The organism is Serratia sp. ME47 (assembly GCF_903970925.1).
Lineage (GTDB): Bacteria > Pseudomonadota > Gammaproteobacteria > Enterobacterales > Enterobacteriaceae > Serratia > Serratia ureilytica.
Genome location: NZ_CAJCKE010000011.1, coordinates 1 through 25,183 on the forward strand (window position 1 = coordinate 1; position 25,183 = coordinate 25,183).

At 59.6% G+C, this 25,183-nt stretch carries 24 protein-coding genes; 4 read left to right on the forward strand and 20 right to left on the reverse strand.

Annotation, left to right across the window (positions count from 1 at the left end):
- Positions 1–148: 148 nt before the first annotated feature.
- The 5 genes from hemG to H7A77_RS12715 all read right to left on the reverse strand — a co-directional run bounded on the left by hemG (position 149) and on the right by H7A77_RS12715 (position 5,444).
- The gene (hemG, locus tag H7A77_RS12695; protein ID WP_033652659.1) at positions 149–682 is read right to left on the reverse strand and encodes a menaquinone-dependent protoporphyrinogen IX dehydrogenase; all 534 of its coding nucleotides are present in this window, start codon (positions 680–682) and stop codon (positions 149–151) included.
- Between the two features lie 21 nt (positions 683–703).
- On the reverse strand, positions 704–2,155 hold the full coding sequence (trkH, locus tag H7A77_RS12700; RefSeq protein ID WP_004934492.1) for a Trk system potassium transporter TrkH: 1,452 nt from the start codon (positions 2,153–2,155) through the stop codon (positions 704–706).
- A 34-nt stretch (positions 2,156–2,189) separates the two neighbouring features.
- Positions 2,190–2,804, reverse strand: a complete 615-nt coding sequence (locus H7A77_RS12705) for an IMPACT family protein (RefSeq protein ID WP_182074282.1) — start codon at positions 2,802–2,804, stop codon at positions 2,190–2,192.
- On the reverse strand, positions 2,804–4,135 hold the full coding sequence (pepQ, locus tag H7A77_RS12710) for a Xaa-Pro dipeptidase (protein ID WP_033644957.1): 1,332 nt from the start codon (positions 4,133–4,135) through the stop codon (positions 2,804–2,806). The genes H7A77_RS12705 and pepQ overlap by 1 nt, the downstream gene beginning before the upstream one ends.
- Positions 4,136–4,247: 112 nt before the next feature.
- Positions 4,248–5,444, reverse strand: coding sequence for an MFS transporter (locus H7A77_RS12715; RefSeq protein ID WP_180995575.1), 1,197 nt, complete (start codon positions 5,442–5,444; stop codon positions 4,248–4,250).
- A 233-nt stretch (positions 5,445–5,677) separates the two neighbouring features.
- Here H7A77_RS12715 and fadB point away from each other — a divergent pair, with 233 nt between their 5' ends.
- Both fadB and fadA read left to right on the forward strand, forming a co-directional pair.
- Positions 5,678–7,867, forward strand: coding sequence for a fatty acid oxidation complex subunit alpha FadB (gene fadB, locus H7A77_RS12720; RefSeq protein ID WP_047573093.1), 2,190 nt, complete (start codon positions 5,678–5,680; stop codon positions 7,865–7,867).
- Positions 7,868–7,877: 10 nt separating this feature from the next.
- Complete coding sequence (gene fadA / locus H7A77_RS12725) at positions 7,878–9,041, forward strand: acetyl-CoA C-acyltransferase FadA (protein ID WP_033644961.1); 1,164 nt, start codon at positions 7,878–7,880, stop codon at positions 9,039–9,041.
- Positions 9,042–9,213: 172 nt separating this feature from the next.
- Here the strand turns inward: fadA and fre are convergent, their stop codons facing one another.
- The 3 genes from fre to pepE form a co-directional block, all read right to left on the reverse strand.
- The gene (fre, locus tag H7A77_RS12730) at positions 9,214–9,915 is read right to left on the reverse strand and encodes an NAD(P)H-flavin reductase (RefSeq protein WP_033644962.1); all 702 of its coding nucleotides are present in this window, start codon (positions 9,913–9,915) and stop codon (positions 9,214–9,216) included.
- Between the two features lie 50 nt (positions 9,916–9,965).
- A complete protein-coding gene (ubiD, locus tag H7A77_RS12735) occupies positions 9,966–11,486 on the reverse strand; it encodes a 4-hydroxy-3-polyprenylbenzoate decarboxylase (RefSeq protein ID WP_182074283.1) in 1,521 nt (506 codons plus the stop codon).
- Between the two features lie 62 nt (positions 11,487–11,548).
- Positions 11,549–12,274 (reverse strand): dipeptidase PepE, encoded by a 726-nt coding sequence (pepE, locus tag H7A77_RS12740; protein WP_182074284.1) that lies wholly within the window; start codon positions 12,272–12,274, stop codon positions 11,549–11,551.
- A gap of 245 nt (positions 12,275–12,519) precedes the next feature.
- Here pepE and rfaH point away from each other — a divergent pair, with 245 nt between their 5' ends.
- Positions 12,520–13,008 (forward strand): transcription/translation regulatory transformer protein RfaH, encoded by a 489-nt coding sequence (gene rfaH / locus H7A77_RS12745; protein ID WP_033644965.1) that lies wholly within the window; start codon positions 12,520–12,522, stop codon positions 13,006–13,008.
- 42 nt (positions 13,009–13,050) lie between these two features.
- On the opposite strand, the gene hemB is transcribed toward rfaH, so the two are convergent.
- The 12 genes from hemB to udp form a co-directional block, all read right to left on the reverse strand.
- Complete coding sequence (gene hemB / locus H7A77_RS12750; protein ID WP_042783470.1) at positions 13,051–14,073, reverse strand: porphobilinogen synthase; 1,023 nt, start codon at positions 14,071–14,073, stop codon at positions 13,051–13,053.
- A gap of 14 nt (positions 14,074–14,087) precedes the next feature.
- Positions 14,088–14,870, reverse strand: coding sequence for a 3'-5' ssDNA/RNA exonuclease TatD (tatD, locus tag H7A77_RS12755; RefSeq protein WP_042785623.1), 783 nt, complete (start codon positions 14,868–14,870; stop codon positions 14,088–14,090).
- A 53-nt stretch (positions 14,871–14,923) separates the two neighbouring features.
- Positions 14,924–15,694 (reverse strand): Sec-independent protein translocase subunit TatC, encoded by a 771-nt coding sequence (gene tatC / locus H7A77_RS12760; RefSeq protein ID WP_033644968.1) that lies wholly within the window; start codon positions 15,692–15,694, stop codon positions 14,924–14,926.
- Positions 15,695–15,697: 3 nt separating this feature from the next.
- Positions 15,698–16,255 (reverse strand): Sec-independent protein translocase protein TatB, encoded by a 558-nt coding sequence (gene tatB / locus H7A77_RS12765; RefSeq protein ID WP_033644970.1) that lies wholly within the window; start codon positions 16,253–16,255, stop codon positions 15,698–15,700.
- A gap of 3 nt (positions 16,256–16,258) precedes the next feature.
- Positions 16,259–16,522 (reverse strand): Sec-independent protein translocase subunit TatA, encoded by a 264-nt coding sequence (tatA, locus tag H7A77_RS12770; protein ID WP_004934452.1) that lies wholly within the window; start codon positions 16,520–16,522, stop codon positions 16,259–16,261.
- An 80-nt stretch (positions 16,523–16,602) separates the two neighbouring features.
- Entirely contained in the window at positions 16,603–18,234 is a 1,632-nt protein-coding gene (ubiB, locus tag H7A77_RS12775) for a ubiquinone biosynthesis regulatory protein kinase UbiB (protein ID WP_033644971.1), read from the reverse strand.
- A complete protein-coding gene (locus tag H7A77_RS12780; protein WP_033644973.1) occupies positions 18,231–18,839 on the reverse strand; it encodes an SCP2 domain-containing protein in 609 nt (202 codons plus the stop codon). Before H7A77_RS12780 ends, ubiB begins: the two co-directional genes overlap by 4 nt.
- A gap of 13 nt (positions 18,840–18,852) precedes the next feature.
- Positions 18,853–19,608 (reverse strand): bifunctional demethylmenaquinone methyltransferase/2-methoxy-6-polyprenyl-1,4-benzoquinol methylase UbiE, encoded by a 756-nt coding sequence (gene ubiE, locus H7A77_RS12785; protein WP_004934443.1) that lies wholly within the window; start codon positions 19,606–19,608, stop codon positions 18,853–18,855.
- 78 nt (positions 19,609–19,686) lie between these two features.
- Positions 19,687–21,234, reverse strand: a complete 1,548-nt coding sequence (gene rmuC, locus H7A77_RS12790) for a DNA recombination protein RmuC (protein WP_033652654.1) — start codon at positions 21,232–21,234, stop codon at positions 19,687–19,689.
- A gap of 140 nt (positions 21,235–21,374) precedes the next feature.
- A complete protein-coding gene (locus H7A77_RS12795) occupies positions 21,375–21,905 on the reverse strand; it encodes a DedA family protein (protein ID WP_004934438.1) in 531 nt (176 codons plus the stop codon).
- Between the two features lie 79 nt (positions 21,906–21,984).
- Positions 21,985–22,767 carry a tyrosine-protein phosphatase gene (locus H7A77_RS12800; protein ID WP_047573105.1) on the reverse strand — a complete coding sequence of 261 codons (783 nt, stop codon included), beginning with the start codon at positions 22,765–22,767 and terminating at the stop codon, positions 21,985–21,987.
- 294 nt (positions 22,768–23,061) lie between these two features.
- A complete protein-coding gene (gene udp / locus H7A77_RS12805) occupies positions 23,062–23,823 on the reverse strand; it encodes a uridine phosphorylase (RefSeq protein WP_004934432.1) in 762 nt (253 codons plus the stop codon).
- Positions 23,824–24,311: 488 nt separating this feature from the next.
- On the opposite strand from udp, the gene H7A77_RS12810 reads away from it, so the two are divergent.
- Positions 24,312–25,139, forward strand: coding sequence for a dienelactone hydrolase family protein (locus H7A77_RS12810; RefSeq protein WP_042783468.1), 828 nt, complete (start codon positions 24,312–24,314; stop codon positions 25,137–25,139).
- The last annotated feature ends 44 nt before the right edge of the window (positions 25,140–25,183 follow it).

Genomic DNA, 25,183 nt, shown 5'->3' on the forward strand with positions numbered 1-25,183 from the left:
TCTCGCTGACCCGGCGGCTTGTCAGTCGTTGTTCCCGGTCAGTGGAGGCGCATTATAGGGAGTTCTCGGCAGGCCGCAACCCCTAAATGCAAAAAACTTTTCAAGCGCGGATTTTTTCGGCAAAACGCTGACCAAACCCGCATTTTTGTCACTTTTCGTACTGAATCTGGCTAAATTCCTGGGCGAAACGATCGACTTGCTGCCAATCTGTGTACTCAACTTCCTTACTGGTATCCGTTTCTCCACCGGTCATACGCATAATAAATTGAATCATGATGCGATCGAACCAGCGATAACGTGGATAACGCAATGCCCCGGCAAACACCGCACACTGTTTTGGCTGCCACGGCGACGCCAACAGGAACTTGCGGGTATAGGCGTTGGTTTGCGGCGAACGCTTTTCCGGTTTGCGCGCGGTCAGATTGACGGCAAAGAATGCGCTGGGCATCCGATTCAACTGTTCGGCATGACGTTTAACGAATTTATCCAGCACCGGGTTAAAGTGCCCGTAGCGAATAGAAGCGCCGATCATCACCTGCTGATACTGGCTAAGGTCGATCTGTTCCGCCTGCAACAGATCGATAACCTCACAGCGCAGCGTATCCTGCAATTTGCTTGCTATATAAGAAGCGATAGCACGTGTTTGCCCGTCACGGCTCGAATAAAGTATCAATGCCTTCATGGCGTACTCCTTATAACAGGCTCACTCACGCCAGAAGGTTGGCGTGAACAGCACCAGCAATGTAAACACTTCCAGGCGCCCGAACAGCATCGTCACCACCAGGATCCACTTGGCCGCCGCTGGCATCGTGGTGAAGTTGTCCGCCACCACGCCCAGACCAGGACCAAGGTTATTCAGCGTTGCCGTCACTGCCGCAAACGCGGAGAAATCATCAACGCCGGTCGCAATGATCGCCAGCATGCTGACGATAAACACCAGCGCATAGGCGGAGAAGAATCCCCACACTGCTTCCAGAATACGTTCCGGCAGTGCGCGATTGCCCAATTTGATGGTATAGACCGCGTTGGGGTGCACCAGCCTTTTCAATTCGCGCGAGCCTTGCAGGTACAACAGCAGAATACGGATCACCTTCAGGCCGCCGCCGGTCGAACCGGCGCAACCGCCGATGAATGCCGAACACAGCAACAGCATCGGCAGGAACAGCGGCCACTTGGCGATGCTGTCGGTCGTAAAACCGGCCGTGGTCGCCATCGATACCACCTGAAAGAACGCCTGATTGAGCGTTTCCATACCGCTCTTATAGACGCCATGTCCCCAGAGCACCAACGTGCACACCACCACCAGCGTTAGTTGAACGAAGATAAACATGCGGAATTCAGGATCGCGCCCATAGACCTTCAGACTGCGGCCGCTTAGCAAAGCGAAGTGCAGACCGTAGTTACAGCCGGAAATCAGCAGGAACACGGCAATGATGGTGTTGATGGTCGGGCTGGCGTAATAACCGATACTGGCGTCGTGGGTAGAAAATCCGCCAATGGCGATGGTCGAGAAACTGTGGCCGATGGCGTCGAACACCGACATCCCGGCCCCCCAGAGCGCCAGCGCACAGGCGACGGTCAGCAACACATAGATTAGCCACAGGGTTTTGGCGGTTTCGGCAATACGCGGACGCATCTTGTTATCTTTCAGCGGCCCGGGCATTTCCGCCCGATACAGCTGCATGCCCCCGACGCCGAGTATCGGCAGTATCGCCACCGCCAACACGATGATCCCCATCCCGCCCATCCATTGCAGCATTTGGCGATAGAACAGGATGGCCTTAGGCAACGAGTCCAGCCCCACCAGCGTCGTTGCGCCGGTAGTCGTCAATCCCGAGAAGGATTCAAAGAAGGCGTCGGTCAGCGACAAATTAGGACGTTCCGAGAACAGGAACGGCAATGCCCCCACGCTGCCCAGCACGGTCCAGAACAGCACGACGATCAGGAAACCTTCACGCGGCTTCAGCTCGTGTTTCTGCTTACGGTTCGGCCACCACAGCATCAGCCCGATGGTCAACGCCACGAAGAACGTTTGGCTGAACGCTCGCCCCGCCCCATCGCGATAAATCAATGCCACCAGGCCGGGAATAAACATCGTCCCGGAGAACAGGATGACCAGCAGACCAACGATACGGGTTATGGCGCGAAAATGCATTTCAGCACGATCCTTAGCAATTCAATTGGGAGGATTATTGCGAAATGGGGGTTAATTGCAAATTACCGCGACTGAGATCACGCAATTTATTCCCAAACAGCTCGACCTCAGTCGCCGGCAGCGCCAAATGCAGCACGACGGCGGCGCCGTATTCACTCTGCAGGATCCGACCTGCGGTTTGCTGCAACAAGTTCTCCACCAGCGCCAACTGCGCATAGTCGCACTGCAAGATATATTCGGCTTCGGGCACCTTTTGCGCCAGCGCCAGCTGCTTCAATGCCTGTTGGACACCGTTGCCATAAGCTTTCACCAGCCCGCCGGTGCCCAGCTTGACACCGCCGTAGTACCGAACGACTACGGCGGTCACTTCACCGATACCGCTGCCCATCAGCTGAGCGAGGATAGGTTTGCCGGCGGTGCCCGACGGTTCTCCATCGTCGGAGAACCCCAGCTGCTGCGAATCATCGGGGCTACCGGCGACGAAAGCCCAACAGTGGTGCCGCGCCGCCGGGTGCTCATCCCGCACCTGCTGAATAAACGCCTTTGCCGCCTCCACCCCGCCGGTCGGCGCCAGCAGGGTGATGAAACGGCTCTTCTTTATCTCTTCGGTAAAGCAGGTTGCTTCCGCCGGTATCGGGTACGGCCGCATCAAGCCAGGTTCAGATCGCGCGTCATGTTCTCGATGCGCTTTTCATGGATCACGATGTTGTCTTCGATGCGAATACCGCCATACGGTTTCAGCGCATCGATGCGATCCCAGGCGAAGTGCTGCTTGAACTCGCCGCTGCGCCACGGCGCCAACAGAGACTCGATGAAGTACAGACCCGGTTCGATGGTCAACACCATGCCTGGCTGCAACACGCGGGTGCAACGCAGGAATGGGTACTTGGACGGCGCCGCCAGATGGGTGCCTTGCTCATCCTGCATAAAACCGGCGGCGTCGTGCACCTGCAGGCCCAACGGATGGCCCAACCCGTGCGGCAGGAACGGCGTGGTGATACCCGTTTCGACCATCGCCTCTTCGCTGAGGCCATTCACCAGTTTGTGATTCTTGAGCAGCTTGGCGATGCGCTGATGCATCTGCACATGATAGTCGGTGTAACGCACGCCGGTTTTAATGGTGTCGATCAGCGCCAGCTGTTCACTATTGAGATCTTTCACCAGATGAGCGAACTCGCTGCCGCTTTGCGCCGCATAGGTACGCGTCAGATCGGCGGCGTAGCCGTTATATTCCGCCCCGGCGTCGATCAGAAAACTCAGGGACTCGGCCGGCGGCTGATGATCCAGCTTGGTGTAGTGCAGCACCGAAGCGTGCTCGTTCAACGCCACGATGTTGTCGTAAGGCACATCGGTATCGCGATGGCCGGTAGCCGTCAGGTAGGCCAGATTGATGTCGAACTCGCTCATGCCGGAGAGGAAGGCCTCATGCGCGGCACGATGGCCGGTTACCGCCGTCTTCTGCGCTTCGCGCATGCAGGCCAGCTCATAGCCGGTTTTAATCGAACGGTGGAAATCCAGGTAGTTCAGCACCGCTTTCGGGTTGATGTTTTCCGAAGGGATGCCGAGATCGCGGGCGCGCTGTTGGGCATAACCGATATAGCCGACGCGCTCACGCTGCGGCGGCAGCTGCTGCGCGATCGCATCGGCGTTGGCCAGCGGCATCAATTCGAGGGACTTGGTCCAGAAACTGTTCGGCAGCGGCTCTACGCTGTGCCAGTAGTCAACCGGGGAGTAGAACCACAGCTTCGGCTTGTTGACGCCATCTATCCACAACCAGCAGTTCGGCACCGACGTCACCGGCACCCAGGCTTTGAAATGCGCGTTCACTTTGAACGGGTAGCTATGGTCGTCCAAAAATACCTTTTGCAGTTCCCCGGAGTGAATCAGCAGCGCATCCAACTTGTTGCGCTCCAGCACTTCACGCGCGCGTTTTTGCAGTTCTGCCAGGTGGTCGTTATACAAAGAAGCCAGCGTTTCCATCACAGTACCCTTATGCCTTAGCACGAAAGAAGCCATCTTAACACAGCGCTCCGACGCACCAACCTCATCGCGTTGGGCATGCGGAGCAGCTCGCAATTCCCTGCAAATGCCGTTACATCCGCAGCTTAACCATTAACCAGCCGCCCAAACCGAGCAGCGCTATCGCCAGCGCCCACAGGCCATGGTGTTCCAACAACACCGCGCCGGCCGCGGCGACGCCCGCCAGACACTGCTGCAGAAAGCCACACAGCGCCATCGCATAAGCGCCGTACTCTTTGGCATCGCTGACCGCCATCGCCATGCTGTTGGGAAACAGCACCGCCTGGCCAAAAATGGTCAGGCAATACAGCGCGATGAACAGCGCCATGCCGGAAAGGCCGGCCAGAACGCCGCTCCACCACAGCAGCAGGATCGCCGCCGTCGCCAGCGCCACGATGCCGCTGCCGGCCTGCATCAGTTTTTTCCCGCCAAGACGCGCCACCGTACGGTTCACCGTCAGCGCCCCGCTGAAGTAGGCGACGCCGATCACCAGCCCCAGGGCGCCGAACGCCGTGACGTTGAGACCAAACTCCTGCTGCATGACGAACGGACTCACTTCCTGCAGTGTCACCGTGGTGGCAAACCCCAGCCCGCCGACGCAGGCCGGCCAAAAGAACCCAGGCCGCCGCAGAATGGCAAAGTAGGTTGCCGCCATCGCCGGGCGCACGCCCCCTGCCCGTCCCGCCTCCAGCGGCAGCGTCGCCATCAGCGCCAGAATGATCAAACCGGTGGCGCCCATCAGGACGAAGCCCATCTGCCAGTGCGCATATTGGCTCAGCAGGCCACCGATAAACTGACCGCCGCCCAGCGCGGTGATAAAGGCGATGGAGAGCACCGACAGACGCCGCGCCAGTTCGTCCCCGCTCCAGTTATCCCGCACGATGATGCGCGCGATGATCGCCGCACCGCCGGCACCCACGCCCTGCAGCGCACGCAGCGTCAGCAATTGGGCGCCGTTGCTGCACAGCGCCAACAGCCCGCTGCAGCCAATGAAAAGAAATAAAGACAGCGTCAGGGGCGCGCGGCGGCCAAAGCGATCGGCGGCCGCGCCCCAGAACAGCACCGGCAAGGCGGCGCCGATGACGAAGATTGAAATGGACAGCTCGGTAGCGCGCCGGCTCATCGCCAGCTCCCGCATCACCGTCGGCAGCGAAGGCAAGTACACGGTCGTCGCCATTTGCGCCATAAACACCAACAGACACGCCAGCGTCATGGTTCTGGCGGGAATGCTCCATAAGCCGCTGCGTTTAACACAAGCCGCCTTAGTCATGCGTAACCTCGTCTGAATGTTCATTCGCTGCGAGCAAGTGTATGAGGGCCGACAAGCTCCGGCAAATGCCGATAGCACATAAAATATAACTTCGTTTCAAATCAAAAAACTAACTTGGCGACATGTGATCAGACCAGCAAAAATGCAATCTCTCATTTGCATATTGTTAACATAAAAACCACACTCCTCTTCATCTGGTCATACCAGATCATACGCTGATTCAGGAGATAGACATGCTCTACCAAGGCGAAACATTACAACTGCACTGGCTCGATAACGGCATCGCCGAGCTGGTGTTCAACGCACCGGGCTCGGTCAACAAGCTGGACACCCGCACCGTCGCCAGCCTGGGCGAAGCGCTCACCGTGCTGGAAAACCAGCCAGAGCTCAAGGGGCTGCTGCTGCGCTCCACCAAAGCCGCATTTATCGTCGGCGCCGATATCACCGAATTCCTTTCTCTGTTCGCCGCGCCGGCTGAAAAGCTGCAGGAGTGGCTGGTATTCGCCAACAACGTCTTTAACCGGCTGGAAGATTTGCCGGTGCCGACCATTTCTGCCATTAACGGCTATGCGCTCGGCGGCGGTTGCGAATGCATTTTGGCGACCGATTTCCGCGTCGCCTCACCGGACGCGCGCATCGGCCTGCCTGAAACCAAATTGGGCATCATGCCGGGCTTCGGCGGCTCCGTCCGCCTGCCGCGCCTGCTGGGTAACGACAGCGCGCTGGAAATCATCGCCGCCGGCAAAGACGTCAGCGCCAAAGACGCGTTGAAAGTCGGCCTGGTCGATGCGGTAGTGGCGCCGGAAAAACTGGCCGAAGCCGCGCTCAACATGCTGCAACAGGCGATCGACGGCAAGCTGAACTGGCGCGCCGCGCGTCAACCGAAGCTGGAGCCGCTGAAGCTCAGCCCGATCGAGGCGGCAATGAGCTTCACCACCGCCAAAGGCATGGTGCTGCAGACCGCCGGCAAACATTACCCGGCACCGATGACCGCGGTGAAAACCATTGAAGCCGCCGCCAAGCTGGGCCGCGATGAAGCACTGAAACTGGAAACCGCCAGCTTCGTGCCGTTGGCGCGCTCCAACGAAGCGCGTGCGCTGGTCGGCATCTTCCTTAACGATCAGTTCGTGAAGGGCCAGGCGAAAAAGCTGGCCAAGAATGTGGACGCGCCGAAACAGGCGGCGGTGTTGGGCGCCGGCATCATGGGCGGCGGCATTGCTTACCAATCGGCGTTGAAAGGCGTGCCGGTGATCATGAAGGACATCAGCGACAAATCGCTGACGTTGGGCATGAACGAAGCGGCCAAGCTGCTCAATAAGCAGTTGGAACGCGGCAAGCTGGACGGCCTGAAAATGGCGCAGGTGCTGTCGACCATTCAGCCGACGCTGGACTACGCCGGCATCGAGCGCGCGCAGGTGATCGTCGAAGCGGTCGTGGAGAACCCGAAGGTCAAAGCCGCCGTGCTGTCGGAAGTGGAAAACCTGATCGGCGAAGACACCGTTCTGGCGTCGAACACCTCGACCATTCCGATTAATCATCTGGCAAAATCGTTGAAGCGTCCGCAAAACTTCTGCGGCATGCACTTCTTTAACCCGGTACACCGTATGCCGCTGGTCGAAATCATCCGCGGCGAACAAACCAGCGACGAGACCATTGCCAAAGTGGTGGCCTACGCCAGCCGCATGGGCAAAACGCCGATCGTGGTGAACGACTGCCCGGGCTTCTTCGTCAACCGCGTGCTGTTCCCATACTTCGCCGGCTTCAGCCTGCTGCTGCGCGACGGCGCCGACTTCCGTCAGATCGATAAAGTGATGGAAAAACAGTTTGGTTGGCCGATGGGCCCGGCCTACCTGCTCGACGTGGTGGGCATCGACACCGCACACCACGCGCAAGCGGTAATGGCGGCCGGCTTCCCGGAGCGCATGAGCAAAGACTATCGCGACGCCATTGACGTGATGTTCGACAACCAGCGCTTCGGTCAGAAAAACCAGCTGGGCTTCTACCGCTACAGCCAGGATAGCAAAGGCAAACCGCGCAAGGACAACGACGAGCAGACCGATGCGCTGCTGGCCGAAGTGAGCCAACCGCGCCAGACCATCAGCGACGAAGAGATCGTTGCGCGCATGATGATCCCGATGATCAACGAAGTGGTGCGTTGCCTGGAAGAGAAGATCGTCGCCAGCCCGGCCGAAGCCGATATGGCGTTGGTCTACGGCATCGGTTTCCCTCCGTTCCACGGTGGCGCGTTCCGCTACCTGGATACGCTCGGCACCGCCAACTACGTTGAGCTGGCCCAGCGTTACGCACACCTCGGCGCCCTGTATCAGGTGCCGGCCGGTCTGCGCGCCAAGGCCGAACGCAATGAAAGCTACTACCCGGTGGCGACACCGCTGTCCGACGTCGCAACCCGCCAACCGGCATGAGGTCATAAAGATGGAAAACGTAGTTATTGTTGATGCCGTACGCACGCCGATGGGCCGCTCCAAGGGCGGCGCCTTCCGCCAGGTGCGCGCCGAAGATCTCTCCGCTCATCTGATGCGTGAAGTGCTGAGCCGCAACCCGGCGCTGAACGCCGACGAGATCGATGACATTTACTGGGGCTGCGTGCAGCAGACGCTGGAACAAGGCTTCAACATCGCCCGCAACGCCGCGCTGCTGGCCGAGATCCCGCACCGTGTGCCGGCGGTGACCGTCAACCGCCTGTGCGGCTCTTCGATGCAGGCGCTGCACGACGCGGCGCGCGCCATCATGGTTGGCGACGCGCACATCAGCCTGATCGGCGGCGTGGAACACATGGGCCATGTGCCGATGAACCACGGCGTGGATTTCCATCCGGGCCTGAGCCGCAGCGTAGCCAAGGCCGCCGGGATGATGGGGCTGACCGCTGAAATGCTGGCCAAGATGCACAACATCAGCCGCCAGATGCAGGATGAGTTCGCCGCGCGCTCCCACCAACGCGCACATGCGGCGACGCTGGCGGGTTACTTCAAAAACGAGATCATTCCGACCAACGGCCACGACGCCGACGGCGTGCTGACCCGTTACGATTTTGATGAAGTCATCCGCCCGGAAACCACCGTCGAAAGCCTGTCGGCCCTGCGTCCGGCGTTCGATCCGGTGAACGGCACCGTCACCGCCGGCAGTTCTTCTGCCCTGTCGGACGGCGCTTCCGCCATGCTGCTGATGAGCGAATCACGCGCCAAAGCGCTCGGTTTGAAAGCCCGCGCCCGCATCCGCTCGATGGCGGTCGTCGGCTGCGATCCTTCCATCATGGGCTACGGCCCGGTGCCGGCCAGCAAGCTGGCGCTGAAACGCGCCGGTCTGAGCGTGCAGGACATCGATCTGTTCGAGCTGAACGAAGCGTTCGCCGCCCAGTCGCTGCCGTGCATCAAGGATCTGGGGCTGATGGACAGCATCGACGACAAGATTAACCTGAACGGCGGCGCCATCGCGCTCGGCCACCCGCTGGGCTGTTCCGGCTCCCGCATCTCGACCACCTTGTTGAACAACATGGAACGTCGCGACGCGCAGTTCGGCCTGGCAACCATGTGCATCGGCCTGGGCCAGGGTATCGCCACCGTGTTTGAACGCGTTTAGCTGTGTCTATCTTGGGATGACCGCGTCACCACTTCAAATCGCGGCATCCCGCCAAGTTTAGTTGCCGTTCTTCCCGCCTGTCAGGGGCGGGTTTTTTATGCCTGAAATTTGCCGACGCCCAAATAAAAACGGGGCGACCCTCGGCCACCCCGTTCACTGCGCATCGCCTCTGTCAGATAAACGAAAACGCGTCGCCAAACATATGCGCTTCCTGCGCGCCGCGCTCGGCGCAGAAACGCTCGCGGGCGATTTTCGCCATCTCGAAACGCCCGGCGATGTAGATGTCATGCTCCGCCAACGTGCCGAAATCCTGCAACACCGCGCTGAGCACGGTGCCGCTGCGGCCACGCCATTCCGCCTCCGGCTGCTCGACCACCGGGATCACCTTCAGGTTCGGGTGTTGCACCGACAGCGCTTCCAGCTCGCTCAGATCGTACAGGTGCTTCAGCTCACGCCCGCCCCAGTAGATGGAAATGTCGCGATCGGGCTGCTGCTCCAACGCGGTCAACAGGATTGAGCGCGCATAGGAGAAGCCGGTGCCGCCGGCAATCAGCACCAGCGGACGGCTGCCCTCTTCCCGCAGCCAGGCGTCGCCGTGCGGCATATCGACGGTGATCGCCTGCTCTTTCAGAATGCGATCCATCACCGCCATGGCGTACAGATTCAGCTCCGAAGCACCGATATGCAGCTCGATGTAATCTTGCTGCGTCGGGGTTGATGCCAGCGAGAACGGACGTTTGTCGCGCTCGTCCATCACCACCATCAGATATTGCCCTGCCTTGAAAGAAAACGGCTGCTCGGGCACCAGACGTACCCGATAAACCGTATCGGTAATGGCCTCTACCGAGGTCACTTTACAGCTCAATATTGTCATGCGTTCCCTCTGTCGGGTCATCAATGCAAAGCTGAGAACAGGGCCTGACGCTATAACGTCGGTTCCCTGTCACTGAAAATTGCGAGCTCATCCCAGATTTCGTCGACGCGCGCACGTACCTTTTCATCCATCTGAATCGGACGGCCCCATTCGCGATCGGTTTCACCCGGCCATTTGTTGGTGGCGTCCAGCCCCATCTTCGAACCCAGTCCGGAAACCGGCGAGGCGAAGTCCAGATAGTCGATCGGCGTATTCTCCACCAGAACCGTATCCCTTGCCGGATCCATTCGTGTGGTAATCGCCCAAATCACGTCATTCCAGTCGCGCGCATTGACGTCATCGTCACAGACGATAACAAATTTGGTGTACATAAACTGCCGCAGGAACGACCAGACGCCCATCATCACGCGTTTCGCGTGGCCGGCGTACTGTTTTTTCATGGCCACCACCGCCAGGCGATACGAGCACCCTTCCGGCGGCAGATAAAAATCAACGATTTCCGGGAACTGTTTTTGCAGGATCGGCACGAACACTTCATTCAGCGCCACTCCCAGGATCGCCGGCTCATCCGGCGGCCGACCGGTGTAGGTCGAGTGGTAAATCGCGTTGCGACGCTGGGTGATGTGCGTGACGGTGAATACCGGGAACTGGTCGATTTCATTGTAGTAACCGGTGTGGTCACCGTAGGGGCCTTCCGGCGCCATTTCACCCTGCTCGATATAGCCTTCCAGCACGATTTCGGCACTGGCGGGCACTTCCAGATCGTTGGAAAGGCACTTGACCACTTCGGTTTTATTGCCGCGCAGCAGCCCGGCAAAGGCATATTCAGACAGGGTATCCGGCACCGGCGTCACCGCGCCGAGGATAGTGGCGGGATCGGCGCCCAGCGCCACCGCAACCGGGAAACGCTCGCCGGGGTGCGCCTGGCACCACTCCTGGTAATCCAGCGCGCCGCCGCGGTGCGACAGCCAGCGCATAATCACTTTATTCTTGCCCAGCACCTGCTGACGATAGATACCGAGGTTTTGCCGTTCCTTATGCGGGCCGCGGGTCACCGTCAGCCCCCAGGTGATCAGCGGCGCGGCGTCTTCCGGCCAGCAGTGCATCACCGGAATGCGGCCCAGATCGACATCATCGCCCTGCCATACCTGCTCCTGACAAGGCGCGGATCCCAGTACCTTGGTCGGCATGTTCAGCACCTGCTTGAACTTCGGTATTTTGTCGAACAGATCGCGGAAACCTTTCGGCGGCTCCGGCTCTTTGAGGAAAGCCAGCAGTTTGCCGACTTCGCGCAGCGCGCTGATGTCTTCCTGCCCCATGCCCATCGCCACGCGATTGGCGGTGCCGAACAGGTTGCACAGCACCGGCATGTCGTACCCTTTCGGGTTTTCAAACAGCAGTGCCGGGCCGCCCGCCCGCAAGGTGCGATCGGCAATTTCCGTCATTTCCAGGTAAGGATCGATCGGCTGGCTGATGCGTTTTAGTTCCCCTCTCTTCTCCAGCAACGAGAGGAAATCGCGTAAGTCACGGTATTTCATGCTGATCATTATAGCGGCCAGTGGGGAGGGCATTATAAGCCCTCTTCAAGGTTGTTGCTGCAATTTTGTTAACGCCGCCCGCTGTCGGGTGGCTCTCAGCCGCAGTTGAACGGCACCAGCGCAGCCAGTGCGCGCGTATCCTGATACTCGCGCGTCTCTTCGCCGTGGCGGAACACCTTAAAGCCCTGCCCGTTGGTGCTGAAATAACGCAGCGCATTGCCTTCAACGTGCAACAGACTGCCTTCACGCAACGCCACTACCGATTCGCTCGGGTTGATCGCGCAGAACTCCGCGAGACGCTCGTCACGGGTTTCGCCCATGTGGCCGCTGATGTGCGCATCGATGTAATGCGGGTTAATCTGCACCGGGAACAACCCCAGCGCCGGCAATACCACGCTGCAGCGCACCGGCATGTCATTGGTGGTGCGAATGCTCGGCGTCGCCACGTTGCAACCTGCGCTCCAGCCGACGTAAGGCACTTCACGCTCGCGCACCGCGCGCTGGATAGGCACGATCAGGCTTTGTTCGTGCAGCATCTGGTTCAGCAACCAGGTGTTGCCGCCGCTGACCAAAATGCATTCGGCCTGCGCGATCGCCGCCGCCGGTGAAGCGGCGTGGTGAATGCTGGTGACTTCAATGCCCAATGTTTGCGCCAGCTCCTGCGCGCGCCGATCGTAGTCGTAACGGATCAGCGCGTAAGGGATAAAGACGGCGGATTTGATGCCGCGGCGCGCAATCATCGCCAGCAGTTGGCTTTTGGCGTACCCCAGCAGCTCGGCTTCGCCAGACAGCTTGCCGTTGCTCAACAGAAACAGCTCCATTTTTCTCCCCTCGGTCAAAAACGATGAATAGCGTCACAGCCGGCGGCGCAACGCCTTGCCATACTGTGACGGTAACAAATTTTTAGCCCTCTGTTATACCAGCGCCGTATCGATAAGTGTGTGACCCCTCGCTAATAGCCGTAGATTCAGAAAGATAGGCGATGTTACATGCTGAAACTTGCATCACTATGTATCCGGAATAGCTTTTGATATGCTTACCGGCTGGCAGAAAGGCATGTGAAATTATGGAATCCTGGTATCTACTTTATTGCAAACGCGGTCAGCTGTTGCGAGCGCAGGAACATCTGGAGCGGCAGCAGGTAAACTGCCTCAGCCCGATCATCACGCTGGAAAAAATCGTGCGTGGCAAGCGCATCGCGGTCAGCGAACCCCTGTTTCCCAATTATCTGTTTGTGGAATTCGACCCGGAGCGCATTCACACCACCACCATCAGCGCCACCCGCGGCGTCAGCCACTTCGTGCGTTTCGGCGCGCTGCCGAGCGTCATCCCGAGCAAGGTGATCGATGAACTGCGCACGCACACCAGCGAGACCTACGTCGATCCGGAAACCCCGCAGCCGGGCGATACCGTTCTGATCGTCGATGGCGTATTCGAAGGGCTGCAGGCGATCTACACCGAGCCGGACGGCGAGGCCCGCTCGATGCTGTTGCTCAACCTGATCAACAAACAGGTCAGTCAAAGCATCGACAATCGGCAATTCCAGAAAATGTAATGCAAAAAGGCGCCCTCAGGCGCCTTTTTTACGGTATCGCGCTTAGCGGCGCAGCGCTTCTTCATGCAGCCATTGGGCGACACGCTTGGCGAAGTAGGTCAGCACGCCGTCGGCGCCGGCGCGTTTAAAGCACATCAACGACTCCATCACCGCAGGCTGCTCCTGCAGCCAGCCGTTCTGAATCGCCGCCATGTGCATGGCGTACTCGCCGGACACCTGATAAGCGAAAGTCGGCACGCCGAAGGTATCCTTCACCCGGCGCACCACATCCAGGTAAGGCATGCCCGGTTTCACCATCACCATGTCCGCGCCTTCCTGCAGATCCTGCGCAATCTCTTGCAGCGCTTCATCGCTGTTGGCCGGATCCATCTGATAGGTCTTTTTGTTGCCGCCTTTCAGGTTGCCGCTGGAACCCAGCGCATCGCGGAACGGACCGTAATAGCAGGAAGCGTACTTGGCGGAGTAGGCCATGATCTGGGTGTTCACCAAGCCCTGCAGTTCCAGACGATCGCGGATCGCCCCGATACGGCCGTCCATCATGTCGCTCGGCGCCACGATTTCCGCGCCCGCTTCGGCATGAGACAGCGCCTGACGCACCAGAATGTCTTTGGTCACGTCGTTAATCACGTAGCCCTGCTCATCGATCACCCCGTCCTGACCGTGGGTGGTGTAGGGATCGAGCGCTACGTCGGTCAGAATGCCCAACTCAGGCACCGCGTCTTTCAGCGCGCGCACCGTGCGCTGCACCAGCCCTTCCGGGTTGTAGGCTTCTTCCGCATGCAGCGACTTCAAGCCCGGTTCAATCACCGGGAACAGGGAGATCACCGGCACGCCGAGTTTGGCGATGGTTTCCGCTTCCTTGACCAGCAGATCGATCGTCATGCGCGATACGCCCGGCATCGAGGCCACTTCTTCCTGGCGGTTGCTGCCTTCCATGACGAACACCGGATAAATCAGGTCATTGACCGTCAGTTGGTTTTCGGCGACCAGACGGCGGCTGAAGTCATGACGGCGCACGCGGCGCATACGGCGACCAGGAAAGGTGCCCGGAAATGCATAGCTCATAGTTTTCTCCTAGCTCAAACCAGCCGGAATAGCCGGCGGGCGTTCTCATCGGTTTTTTGCCCCAGCCATTGCGGCTCTTCCTGCCGCCAGACGGCGACCTGATGCACGATGTGGGGCAGGAAACAGGGTTCGTTGCGGCGAGATGCGGGTTTAGGCTGTAAATCCCGGGGCAACAGATAAGGGGCGTCAGTTTCCAGCAGCAGACGCTCGGCCGGGATCTGCGGCAGCAGGGCGCGCAATTCCAGACCGCGCCGCTCGTCGCATACCCAACCGGTAATCCCGATCGACAGGCCCAGCGACAGGCAGCTTGCTAATTCTTCGGCGGTGCCGGTGAAGCAGTGCACCACGGCCGCGGGCAGTTTATCCAACCACGGCGTCAGTAGCTCGGCAAAACGTGCGTGTGCGTCGCGACAGTGAAGAAACACCGGCAGCGCCAACTCCGCCGCCAGCGCCAGTTGCGCGCTGAACGCCGCTTCCTGCTGCTCCGGCGTTGAGAAGTTGCGGTTGAAATCCAGACCGCATTCACCGATCGCCACCACTTCTGGGCCGGCGGCCAGGGCATAAATCTGCTCAGCGCTGCGTTCATCCCAGCTGCCGGCGTTATGCGGATGCACACCGGCGGTGGACCAGCAATAGCCCGCATGCTGCTGCGCCAGTTTGGCGGCCTCGCGGCTCTCAGGCAGATCGGTGCCGGTAATCAGCATCCCGGTAACGCCCGCCGCGCGGGCGCGCTCCACCACGGTCTCGCGGTCTTTGGCGAATTGGCTGCTGGTGAGGTTAACGCCGATATCAAACATGGTTTTTTCCAAAGCAAAAGCCGCCCTATGGGCGGCTTCGCAATCAATGTGGATCAGGGCGCTGGGGGTTCGTCACCCTCGTCGTCGTCTTCCGCCTGCGGACGGCGTTTGCCGGTATAGAAGCGAGCGAAGAATACCCCCACTTCAAACAGCAGATACATCGGTATCGCCAGCAGGGTTTGCGAGAACACGTCCGGCGGCGTCAACAACATGCCGACCACAAACGCGCCGACCAACACATACGGCCGTTTCTTCTTCAGGTCTTCCGGCGAAGTGACGCCGCTCCAGCACAGCAGAATGATGGCGACCGGCACTTCGAAGGCGACGCCAAACGCCATAAACAGCGCCATGACGAAATCGAGGTAGTTTTTAATGTCGGTCGCAATGGTCACCCCCATCGGCGCGGTCTTGGCGAAGAAGCCGAAGGCCAGCGGGAACACGATGAAGTAGGCGAAGGCCATGCCGAGGTAAAACAACAGGCTGCTGGACACCAGCAACGGCATCATCAGGCGGCGTTCATGCTTGTACAGCGCAGGCGCGATAAACGCCCATACCTGATACAGGATCATCGGCGCGGAGACGAACACCGAAACGATCATGGTCAGCTTGATCGGGGTGAAAAACGGTGACGCCACGTCGGTGGCGATCATGCTCGCGCCGGCCGGCAACTGCTTGAGCAGCGGCGCAGAAACCAGCTGGTAGATGTCGTTGGCGAAAAACACCAGCACCACGAACACCGCCAGTACGCAAATAATCGAGTTCAACAGCCGCTTGCGCAGCTCTATCAGATGACTGATAAGGGGTTGGGTATCTTCAACAGCCATGTATTAACGATCGCCACTAGGTTGGTGAGACGCTGGGGTTTTATCCGCAACAGGTTCGACAGGAGCAGGCGCGGTTTCCACCGGCGCTTTAGCCGGTTGCGCCGCCACTGGCGCAGCCACGACGGCTTCAGGTTCCACTGCCGGTTTTGGCACGGCGGCGGGCGCGCTGGCGCTGGTTGCCGCTTCCGCCGGCGTCACGCCGTCATGCAAGGCTTCCGGATCGATGGCCTGCGGGTTATGGATGGTGTTCGCCAGCTCTTCTTTCTCGCCCCGGTAGGTGCGTTTCAAGGATTCCGCCGCGTCTTTCAGCTCATCCATCGACGCCTTCAACTCCGGCGTCAGGTTCTGCAGGCCGGCCTGTTCGGCTTTCTTCAGGCTGTCCTGCAGCTCCTGCAGCTTCAGCTCCTGAGACAGTTCGTGCTGCACCGAGGCCGCCAGCGAGCGCAGCGCGCGGATCCAGCCCGATACCGTTCTGACCGCAACCGGCAAGCGTTCCGGCCCCAGAACAACCAGGCCGATCACCAGCACCAGCAGCAGCTCACTAAACCCAATGTCAAACACGGTTTATACCTGCTCTTTGTTCTTCGACTCTTCCGGTTTCACTTCCGGCTGCTTATCGGTAATAGGCTTGGCCGAGAAATCAGCGTCATCCAGGCTGCTTTTTTCAGCCGTGTTGGGGGTCGACGGCGTATCGTCACCGATCGCTTTTTTGAAGCCCTTGATCGAGGCGCCGAGATCGGAACCCAGCGTGCGCAGTTTTTTGGTGCCGAACAGCAGCACCACGATCACTGCGATGATCAACAATTGCGTAATACTAATACCGCCCATTTTAATTACCTCTAATTTTAAGGGGTCTTTTAAAGCCAGCCCGCATTATAGAGCCGACTTCACCAGAGTAACGAATTAAATCAGGTGGTTCGCTTCCAGCCAATCACCCAGCATACGATGCCGGCGGCCATCATCCAGGCGGGGAACACCTCGATTTGCCCCAGCAGCAACAGCGTGCCGCTTACCAACAGTGTAGCGCCAACGCCGAACAAATAACGTGACTGCCCCTGACGAACCCGCTGAGCCTGCATCTGGTTGGTCAGCTTATCAACGCTTTGTTGCAACAGTTTATGCTGCTGCAGGCTGTCGTAAAACAGCTCGGGCAGCTCGGGCAGTTTCTCCGCCCAGAACGGCGCCTTCTCTTTCAGCGCGCGCACCACGGCGGGAATGCCGACCTGATCGCGCAGCCAACTCTCGAGGAACGGCTTGGCGGTGGTCCACAGATCCAACTGCGGGTAAAGCTGACGCCCCAGCCCTTCAACATACAGCAAGGTCTTCTGCAATAACACCAGCTGCGGCTGCACTTCCATATTGAAGCGGCGCGCGGTGTTGAACAGGTTCAGCAGCACGTTGCCGAAGGAGATCTCCGCCAACGGCTTCTCGAAAATCGGTTCGCACACGGTACGGATGGCGAATTCGAAGTCTTCCACGTTGGTGTCGCGCGGCACCCAGCCGGAGTCGACGTGCAGTTCCGCCACCTTGCGGTAATCGCGGTTGAAGAAGGCGATGAAGTTTTCCGCCAGATAGCGTTTGTCATCCTTGTTCAACGAACCGACGATGCCGCAGTCGATGCCGATGTAGCAAGGATCTTCCGGATGTTCGTAGCTGACGAAAATATTACCGGGATGCATGTCCGCATGGAAGAAGCTGTCGCGGAATACCTGGGTAAAGAACACCTGAACGCCGCGTTCCGCCAACAGTTTCATGTTGGTGCCCTGCTGCTCCAGCGTGGCGATGTCCGAGACCGGAATGCCGTAGATACGCTCCATCACCAACACGCTTTCGCGGCAGTAGTCGGAGTAAACTTCCGGCACGTACAGCATCGGGCTGCCGTCGAAATTGCGACGCAGCTGAATGGCGTTGGCCGCTTCGCGCAGCAGGTTCAATTCGTCCAGCAGGGTTTTTTCGTACTCGCGCACCACTTCGCGCGGACGCAGGCGGCGGCCGTCCGGCAACAGCTTCGGCACCCAGCCTGCCAGCCGGTACATCAAGCGCACGTCGGCTTTGATAATCGGCCCGATATCCGGCCGGATCACCTTCAGCACCACTTCCTGGCCGGTGGTTTTCAGCCGCGCGGTATGCACCTGCGCGATCGAAGCGGACGCCAGCGGCTGCTGCTCGAAGTCGTCGAACCAGGTTTCCAGCGGGCCGCCCATCGCCAGCTCGATATGCTTGCGCGCCAGCGCACCGTCGAAAGGCGCCACCCGATCCTGCAGCAGCGTCAGCTGATCGGCAATGTGCGGCGGGAACAGATCGCGGCGGGTCGACATCATCTGGCCGAACTTGATCCAGACCGGCCCCAATTCCTGCAGCGCCAGCCGCAGACGTTCGCCCAGCGGTTTGTCCTTGTGCCGATTAGGCATCCAGAACAGCAGCCGGCGGCCGAAGCGCAGCGGCAGCGTCAAACGCATTGTCGGGATCAGCTCGTCCAGCCCATAGCTGAGAAAAACGCGGACGATAAAATACAAACGACGCAGTTCGCCTGGGGTCATCGCTTGCCCTCCAACTTATCCATGCGGGCAATCAGCGCTTCCGCGCTGCGGGCGAGCGCATCCACTTCTTCATTGAACCACACCACTTCCAGCGGCCCCGGCGCCAGACGCCACTCTTCCGTCAGCGCCTCAGCCATGTCTTGCTGCCGACGCATCAATCCGGCCTTGAGTAACGAAGCACCTTTGCCCAGCGCCTGAGTAATGCCTTGAGCGGCGATATCGCCGATATAGGGCGCCAGCCATTCCGCCGGATCCCACTCCGCCAGATCGAGCAGGCCAACCAGCTGTTGCACCACCTGAATATCCCCTTCCACCGTCAATTCGCCGCTGCGCATCAGCACCGGCAACTGCTGGCGATCGCGCAGCTTCAGTAAGGAGGGAATGCGGCTGCGCACCGTGCAATCGGCGCTGTCTTCAGACTGCCCCAGCACATCCACGCGCAGTTCGCTGAACACCAGCACCAGCGGTGAAGCCAACTCTTCCAGTTCGATGCGCAGCACCTTGCCCGCCAGGCGTTGGCGAGCGGCTTTCATGCTGCGATCGCGAAACAGCAGGTTATTCAGCGAGGTTTCCAGCGCACCGGTCAGCAGAGGGGTAAACAGCATCGGCATCTCCCTCTCAGAACTTGAAGCCGCGATGCAGGGCGACAATCCCACCGGTCAGGTTGAAATAGGTGACGTTTTCAAAACCGGCGTTGCCCATCATGCCCTTCAGGGTTTCCTGATCGGGGTGCATACGGATCGATTCCGCCAGATAGCGATAGCTGTCCGGATCTTTCACTACCAGCTCGCCGATCTTCGGCAGCACGTGGAAAGAGTATGCGTCGTAAGCTTTGCTCAGCGGCGCCAGCAGCGGTTTGGAGAACTCCAGCACCAACAGGCGGCCGCCCGGCTTCAGCACGCGGAACATCGAACGCAGCGCTTTGTCTTTGTCGGTGACGTTACGCAGGCCAAAGGAGATGGTGATGCAATCGAAGTAATTGTCCGGGAACGGCAGCGCCTCGGCGTTGGCCTGCACGTAATTGATGTTGCCGACGATGCCGCGATCGCGCAGCTTCTCGCGCCCCATCTTCAGCATCGAATCGTTGATGTCCGCCAGCACCACCTGCCCCTGCTCGCCAACCATGCGGGAGAACTTGGCGGCCAGGTCGCCGGTGCCACCGGCCAGATCCAGCACGCGCTGCCCGCGGCGCACGCCGCTGCAGTCAATGGTGAAACGCTTCCAGATACGGTGGATGCCGAACGACATCAGGTCGTTCATCACGTCATACTTTGCCGCTACCGAATGAAAAACGTCCGCCACCATGGCCTGTTTTTCGTCTCTAGCGACGGTGCGAAAACCGAAATCGGTGGTTTCCTGCGATTGATCTGCCATTGTCCTGCCTGCTATTCAGTCAATTTTGTGTGGATGAGTGTACCAGAAGCCCGAGGAATACCCCACCTCGCCACGGCCTCAGCCGTGCGAAACGAAGCCCGGTTCCCCGGTGGTATCATCATCGTCGTTCGTCTGCGGCAGCGCGGCGACCTCGTCGTCGTTCGCCTCTTCCGCTTCATCGTGTTGCGCGCCGGCTTGCTGCGCCAGCAGCGGGTTTATCGGCCGCTTGACCTCAACCCCCAGCGCGCGGAAACCTTCAATTTGGCCGATAAGATTACCACGGCCTTCGCTCAGTTTGTTCATCGCCTGACGATAACTGCCCTGCGCCTTGTCCAGGCTCTGTCCCAGCGCAGACATATCGTCCACGAACAGCCGCATCTTGTCATACAGTTTCGCCGCGCGCTCGGCGATGCGCTGGGCATTCTGGCTCTGATGCTCATAGCGCCACAGGTTGGTTATGGTACGCAGCGCCACCAGCAACGTGGTCGGGCTGACCAGCATGATGTTGTGCTTGAGCGCTTCGCTGATCAGCTCCGGCTCGCGATCGATAGCCAGCAGGAAGGCCGGCTCGACCGGAATGAACATCAGCACATAGTCCAGCGAACGCAGCCCCGGCAGCTGCTGGTAGTCCTTGCGGCCCAGCATGCGAATGTGGCCGCGCAGCGAAGCGATATGTTCGCTCAGCGCCGCTTCGCGCTCCGCCTCGTCTTCACCGTTGAAATAGCGCTCGTAGGCGATCAGCGACATCTTGGCGTCGATCACGACATCCTTGCCCTGCGGCAGGCGCACGATCACATCGGGCTGCATGCGGCTCTGATGATCTACCCGCACGTTGACCTGCGTTTCATACTCGTGCCCTTCGCGCAGGCCGGAGGCCTCCAGCACCCGGCTCAGCACCACTTCGCCCCAGTTGCCCTGGGTCTTGTTGTCGCCTTTCAGCGCCTTGGTGAGGTTGATGGCCTCCCGCGCCATCTGCGCATTCAACTGCTGCAGATTGCGTATCTCGTGCGTCAGCGTATGGCGCTCACGCGCCTCCTGGCCAAAGCTGTCCTGCACCTGCCGGCGGAAACCGTCCAGCTGTTCGCGCAGCGGCAGCAGTAACCGATCCAAACTTTGCTTATTTTGCTCGTCCACCTTGCGGCCGCTGTGTTCAAAAATGCGGTTGGCGAGGTTTTCAAACTGGGTGGTGAGGCGCTGTTCGCTGTTGATCAGCAGACGCTGCTTCTCCTCCGCCGCCATGCGCGTCTCTTCCAGACGGATGGTGACTTCGCGCAGCTCGGCCTCCTGCGCGCTGTTCACCTCGCGCTGGGCGCGCAGCTCTTGGTTGAGCAGCTCGCATTCGTTGCGCCAATGGTTGAGCTGTTGCAGTTTTTCATGTCCGGCCGCCAGCTGGCTGTGCAGGTTGCGCAGCTCCAGCTCGTTCTGGCGCGACTGCTGTTCGTGGCGCTGCAGGGCCTCCTGCCGCACGGCCGTCTCCTGCTGCGCCTGCTGCAACGCTTGCTCCAGCAACCGCAGTTCGGTTTCATGTTGCGCGTTCGTCTGCTGCACTCGCAGACTGGCGATCAGCCACCCCAACAGCATGCCGATCGCGACGCCGCCAATCCCATAAATCAGACTGGTATCCACCCCGCCTCCTGTTGCACCTTGCCGTTCCGGCGTTTCGCACGCCCATTGCCCGTCACGTTAAGGGGAGGCTGTATGGATGTCCAGCCTGATTTTGCCCGCCGCGCACAATATTGCGCGGCGCTGCGCAATTTAGCGAGAAATCAGCCCAGCCACTGGCTGAGCCACTTGATGCCGAACGCCCCCGGCGCCAGAATGCCGAACGCCCAGATCATCGCCGACGTGACGTTGGCCAACTGGAAGTAGCGCTGCGGCATGCCGCAAATGCCCCCCACCAGCGGCACCACGGCGCGCAGCGGGCCGAAGAAGCGGCCAATGAAAATGCCCAGCACGCCCCAGCGCTCAAAGAAGGCGTGGCCGCGCGCCAGCAGCTGCGGATTGCGCGACAGCGGCCACATATGGGCCACCCGATCCTGATAGTGATAGCCGATCCAGTACGAGAGCCAGTCGCCGAAAAACGCCCCGGCGGCGGCGGCGGCCCAAATCGGCCAAAAGGCGATGCCGCTTTCGCCGATCAGCGCGCCCAGCGCCAGCAGGATCACCGTGGCCGGAAGCAGCAGCGACAAAAACGCCAGCGACTCGCCGAACGCCAGGAAGAAGATAATGGGAATGGCCCAGCCTTCGTGCTGACGCACGACGTCGCTGACCCAGTTAATAACGTCATTGAGGCTCAATGCGGGGCTCCTGATACGCGATGGTTCGCCGCCTAGGATAAGCCGGGGCGAGTTAAACCCCGGCTAAACGCGCGGCAATTTACTCGAGGTAGAACGCCCGCAGCGCTTCGCGCTGGGCCGCGCCCAGGCCGTATTCCGCTTCCAGCCAGCGGTCAGTGGAGCCGTATTGTTGGCGGATGCAGCCCAGCGCCGTCATCAGGAACTCCTCGCGCGCGCTGAGCACGTAGGCGAATTGCTCCAGCGCCGCCGCATTCAACTTGATAGACAGCTGATCCAGCATCTGCTCGCGGAAAGCGGCCAGCGTGGTTTCGGTCAGCAGATAGTCTTCCAGCACCGTCGCTTCGTCGGCCCCCAGCGCGAACAGCACCAGCGCCGAACCGACCCCGGTGCGATCCTTGCCGACCGCGCAGTGTTGCACGATTGCGCCGCCGCCGGGGTTGCTCAACAGCTGCGCCAACCGCTGATAGGCCGCATTGCCGAACGGCAGGCGGCGATACAGCTCCAGCATGAACGCCCGGGCGTCGAAAGCGGCCAGCGTTTCGTTGGTGAGCTTTTCCAGGTTGGCGTTGACTTCGCTGCTCAGCGGGTTGGCCGGCACGTGGTGATAGTCGGCGCCATTCCACAGAATATCCGGTTTGGCCTGCACTTCGTCGGCATCGCGGTAGTCGAGCACCGAACGCACCGGCACCCCAGCGAGGAAAGTGCAGTCGTTTTCCGTCAGCCGCTCGAGAGAACCGGAGCGGAACAGCAGACCGCGTTTGATGCGGCGCCCGTCGGCCACGCCGTTGCCGCCGAAGTCACGGAAGTTAATGCCGCCGTCGAGCGGCGCAAGCGAAGGATGAAGCAGGATCTGGGCGGTCATAAACGTCCTCGTTGTTTTTGTTCTGACAACGCGCGGCAGCCATCGGCGCAGCGCTGAGGAGTATCACCGTAACAGATTAGCCGCGAATGGAAAAACGGACCGCGTCGGCGGCCCGTTCAGTCCGTTGACAAAGGAGGAAAAAAAGCGGTTTTTCCTCCTTTGTGGTTATCCGCCGAAAATCAATAAATTGATTTTCCCTGTTTGTTATCCGCTGCTTTCTGCAAACCGGGCAATGGCATGAGGTTTGTCATCAATCTCAACGGACCGCGTCGGCGGCCCGTTGAGGGAAGGTGATTACAGCAGACGGCGGGCGGCATCCACCACGATCTGCACCGCTTTGCTTTCGGTGTTTTTCATGGTCTCGGCGTTCGGGATCTCTTGCTGGGTGCGGTTAACGATCACCCCGGCCACCATGCCGGCGCGCAGGCCCTGGCTGGCGCACATGGTCAGCAGCGTGGCGGATTCCATTTCATAGTTCATCACGCCCATCGCCTGCCATTCTTCCATCGAGCCTTTGAAACGGCTGACCACGCGGCCAGAGTAGGTATCGTAACGTTCCTGGCCCGGATAGAAGGTATCGGAAGAAGCCGTCACGCCAATGTGGGTGGTGGCGCCGCTGGCTTTAGCCGCTTCCACCAGCGCGGTGGTGCAGGCGAAGTCCGCGACCGCCGGGAACTCCATCGGCGCAAAGTGCAGGCTGGCGCCGTCGAGGCGTACCGCTGCCGTAGTCACCAGTACGTCGCCGACGTTGATGTTCGCCTGAATGGCGCCGGTGGTGCCGATGCGCAGGAAGGTGCGGATGCCCAGCTGCGCCAGCTCTTCCACCGCGATAGAGGTAGACGGGCCGCCGATGCCGGTGGAGCAGACGATCACCGCCTTGCCATCCAGCTCTGCGCGCCAGGTGGTGAATTCACGATGGGAGGCCAGATGCACCGGATTTTCCATCAGCTTGGCAATTTTCTCTACGCGCTGCGGATCGCCCGGCACGATGGCAAGCTGGGCCCCTTGTAAATCGTTCTTGGTGAGGCCGAGATGAAAAACATCAGACTGAGACATACGAGACTCCTCATGGATCATGTTTATTGGGAGGAACAAAAAAGCACTCTACTGAAAATCGCCGCTTAATTTCGTGACGATAGTCACTATGAAAAGAGAAACAAATTACATGCTACATATTTTTTGTGATTTTTATCACAAAAAAAGCACTATAAGGCATCCAGAACGCACCGCTAAACCTCAGTCTAGCCGACAAACCTTGCCGCTCCCTGCCCGTTGATTGCCGGCTGAAACTATTTAGCTCATCAATTCGAAATACCCCCATCTTATCGGTTGCTTAGGGACAAAAAAGCCCTCTAACGCACCTTATGGCACTTACGCGGGCCAAAACGCGTAATAACATGATAAAAAGCGCTTAAAAATGCCGTAAAGCCAGATAATTAGCCGTTTTTTATCGACTTGTCCGAAAGTGCGCCACGCAGCGCCAATAATGGGTAATCTTTCCTATAGTTAATCTCAGCGCTTTTTTCTATTGCACGGAGACCGCAATGAAAACCGAACATGTGATGACATTAGAACAGGCTCAGGGAGGATTCGCCCCGGCCGCCGCGCCGGTAGCCGCCTCCGCGATTATCACCGATGAACAGGGCATTCACGCCGGGCAAACGACTATTCCTTCCCAGGGAGACGCGCTGCCGGCCTACGTCGCCAAACCCGTCGACCACAACGGCCCCTTCCCCATCGTGCTGGTGGTGCAGGAAATCTTCGGCGTCCATGAACATATTCAGGATCTGTGCCGTCGTCTGGCCAAACAGGGCTATCTGGCGATTGCCCCCGAGCTCTATTTCCGCCAGGGCGACGCCAACGACTACACCGATATCGGCGAGCTGTTCCAGCAGCTGGTGACCAAGGTGCCGGATCGTCAGGTGCTGTCGGATCTGGATCACGCCGCGCACTGGGCTATCCGCCACGGCGGCGACGCCGGCAAGCTGGCGATCACCGGTTTTTGCTGGGGCGGCCGCATTACCTGGCTGTACGCAGCGCACAACCCGCAGTTAAAAGCGGCCGTCGCCTGGTACGGCAAACTGGTGGGTGAAAAAACGCTGAATTCGCCGAAGCATCCGGTCGATGTCGCCACACACTTGTCAACGCCGGTGCTGGGGCTGTATGGCGGGCAGGACAGCGGCATTCCGCTGGATACGGTGGAAAACATGCGTCAGGCGATCCGCGCCGCCAACGCCGATGCCGAAATCGTGGTGTATCCTGGCGTCGGGCATGCATTCAACGCCGACTATCGCCCCAGCTACAACGCCGAAGCGGCGGAAGACGGCTGGCAGCGCATGCTGGCGTGGTTCGCCCAGCACGGCGTCAAGTAATCCTCCTCGCATAAAAAAGGGCGCCGAAGCGCCCAATCATCACA